The 2,887-nt window shown below is 60.2% G+C and carries 5 protein-coding genes; 1 reads left to right on the top strand and 4 read right to left on the bottom strand.

Annotated features, from left to right (window positions below; all coding sequences use genetic code 11):
- Positions 1-223 (top strand): hypothetical protein (locus AC1DWI_RS18715; RefSeq protein ID WP_477725422.1); only part of this gene is annotated, 223 nt, incomplete at its 5' end.
- A gap of 15 nt (positions 224-238) precedes the next feature.
- Here the strand turns inward: AC1DWI_RS18715 and AC1DWI_RS18710 are convergent.
- The 4 genes from AC1DWI_RS18710 to AC1DWI_RS18695 form a co-directional block, all read right to left on the bottom strand.
- Complete coding sequence (locus tag AC1DWI_RS18710) at positions 239-901, bottom strand: Crp/Fnr family transcriptional regulator (RefSeq protein ID WP_477725421.1); 663 nt, start codon at positions 899-901, stop codon at positions 239-241.
- A gap of 45 nt (positions 902-946) precedes the next feature.
- Entirely contained in the window at positions 947-1,666 is a 720-nt protein-coding gene (locus AC1DWI_RS18705; RefSeq protein WP_477670123.1) for a helix-turn-helix transcriptional regulator, read from the bottom strand.
- Positions 1,667-1,768: 102 nt separating this feature from the next.
- Positions 1,769-2,677, bottom strand: coding sequence for an esterase/lipase family protein (locus tag AC1DWI_RS18700; RefSeq protein WP_477670124.1), 909 nt, complete (start codon positions 2,675-2,677; stop codon positions 1,769-1,771).
- Between the two features lie 34 nt (positions 2,678-2,711).
- Positions 2,712-2,887 (bottom strand): GMC oxidoreductase (locus tag AC1DWI_RS18695; RefSeq protein ID WP_477725423.1); only part of this gene is annotated, 176 nt, incomplete at its 5' end.

The raw sequence follows: 2,887 nt of genomic DNA, 5'->3' as shown, positions 1-2,887 counted from the left end.
GTCGAAATGGGCGCACTATTCCCCGCAAAAACCAGACCCCGATGCAGCGCGGCCGCAGCGACCCGGCGTCGTCAAAATCCCGGATGCAGCCGCCTCCAGCGACGAAAACCCGGCCACGCTGGGTGTCAGTGCCGCAGGGACGCGTAGCAGTGCCGTGGTGCGCTTGCAGGGTACGAGCGATGCGTCRCCGCAAGAGGCTCGCCGGATTTTTAACGAACGCTAGGCTCTCGGTAAGGACTCACCAACGGCTCGGCAGCTTTYTGAGCAGCGTGATGCGTTTGGTGCCCATTTCGATGTACCCGCCTTTTTCCAGGTCCTTTAAGAGGCGGCTGACCATTTCGCGGGAGGCGCCGACGCGGCTGGCAATCTCCTGATGGGTGATTGATTCAAGAGTGACAGCCTCATTGGCAGGGTCGCGCTCCACCGCATCGCCATGTCCTTCAAGCACGGCAATCAGCCGTCCGTACACATCGAGCAGCGCCATGTTGCGCGCCGCTTCTGTAGCAGCACGCGCCCTGCGAATCACCTGAACCACGAGATTGATTGCGAATCCTGGCTCATCACCCAAGTGTTCGCTCACATCGGTACGACTGAGCACCGCACAGGTGCAAGGCTCAAGGGTAATAACTGAAGCCGAACGGGGTCCGCCGTCCAGCGACATTTCCCCAAAATAGTCGCCCGAATGAATCCTGCCGTAGGTGATTTCCCGGCCGCTTTCGTCCATGGCGAACACCTTGACACTGCCCTTGAGCAGAACAAACAGGTTGTCGCCGATTTCCCCTTCGTTGATGACAACGGCTTTTTTGGGATAAGTTCGCACCACGCCTCGCAGGGCGAGCGTGCGCAATTCGGGAATCAAATGGGCATACAGCCCCTCATCGGAAGGTGGTGGTGAACTCATGATCACCCGTAATCTAGCACGTCGCCGGGACGTACGGGGCATCTATCAGTGGATTTGTCCGAGCGGCAGGGGGGCAATAGGCGGCAAAATCGCCACGCGATTGACCAGTTCACGAACGCCGCTGGAGGCGGTCTTGGCGCAAAGGCTGCGCACATGGCTGCGCACGGTGGAAACCGCAACTTTCATCTGGAGAGCGATTTCCGGCGTGCTCAAGCAGCGGCACAGGAAAACCAGCACCTGCTCCTCCGTATGCGTGAGACCGTGACTGCGGGCAAAGGAGCCAAAAACACCCGACTCGCTCACGCCCACTCGAGACAAAAAGAGGGCAATGCGCTCACAGGGGCTGCCTGCCTGACGATGCAATGGCACCACGGCAAGGGTAAAGTCCACGCCGTTGGCCACCAACCTGATCAGGCTGCGTTTTCCGGCAACTGCTTTGCCCATGGCAATCTGGAAGGCCTTGGCATCTGCCTGCATGAGGACCTTCAGCTCTCCCCTGTCCACCCCCAACACAACAGAGCGCTCAAGTTCGCGCCGCGCGATTTGATTCGCGTGCAAAATCCGCCCCTGGGCGCTGACAACGAACACCCCGTGCGCCAGCTCATCGACCAGCAGGGCCAGCAGCGCAGGCGTGGAATCAGACTCGGGTTCCAGCAGAGGCGGCAGAGGTCGGACAGCCTCTAACAGGCTGGTATTGGGCATTGCATAGAGTGTCAAGGGCTTGCTCCATCCTACAAATAGATGAGCATAAAAAGCCCGGGTCAATGTAGATAGTGAATATGCCGGGTCTTTTTTGTGAGAAATTCACATCGCCGGTTGCCGACGGGGGAGGCTTAAGGGGCTGACGGCAAGCGTCGATACGCTGGTTCAAGCCGGATCACTGTCCAGCATGGCCAGGGTAGCGTTCATGACGCCCGGCAAAAATGCCATCTGCACATGGGCCGCGCCGCGAACCAGGCGATTGTCGGCGCCAGGCAAGGTGGCCGTGGAGGTCGGAAACACGATGTTGTCGCAGTTGGAGTACCAGCAGGTAAACAGTGTATGCCGGTGTGCAGGCATCTCATGGTCCAGTTGGGTCTGCCAGTCGGACAGGAGGCGCATCTGGCGCCCATTGTGGCCATGCCCAAACCGGGCCAGCCAGGTTCCGCGGTGCGGTGTGCCGATGGTGACGACATGATGTACCCGGGCTTCGGCCTTCATGCGCTTGAGCCAGGCTCTGGCAGCCAACCCGCCCATGCTGTGGCATACCAGCAAGGGGGCAAGGCCTGTGGCTTGGGTGACCCGCACCACTGCGTCGTCAATTTGGGGGGCGTAGCCGTCTATGGAGCCGAACAGGGGCTCGAGATTGACAGCGACAAAGGCGCGTCCGCTGCCTCGAACCCGCTTGAGCCAGGGTGTCCACAGGCCACGATTGCAGAAGAACCCGTGCACAAACACCACGCCGCGGCGACCTTGGGCTGTCTCGGCCGGCAGGACCCTGTCCGGGACAGCATTGGAGCGAAAGGGCTGGCGCCAGCAGAACACGCGAGGAGCCGTCAATGTCTCACCCAGCCATGCGCGCAGAAGTTCTGTCCAGGTGGGCTGGGGCGCCGGATCTGCCTTGTTGATGTACCGAAGGAGTAAAAACTCAAGGGCGAGGAAACCGGTGTACCCCAGTGCAATCAGCAGGAAGCCGGTGACGGCCAGCATGGGAGAGCTGCTGCGGAACCAGAACAGCCAGCCGAAAGCCGCGGCGACCAGGGTCAGGGTGATGAATCTTTGCAGTTGAGCCAGCATGAATGAATCGGCGCGAGATCAAACCCGCAGTATCTCAGGCCAGTGTGACATCCTTGCCCGACATTTTTTTGGCGAGGCCTTGCGCCAGGCGATTCACGGCGCCGTAGATGGAAAGTTGCGGATTGGCGCCAATGCTGGTGGGGAAAAGCGACCCGTCGTGAATCGAAAGATTTTCGAGTTGCCAATGCACGCCGTCGGGCCGGGTAACGC

It is taken from the genome of Polaromonas sp. P3_C2 (assembly GCF_056402675.1).
This window is presented reverse-complemented; position numbering and strand designations above follow the sequence as displayed.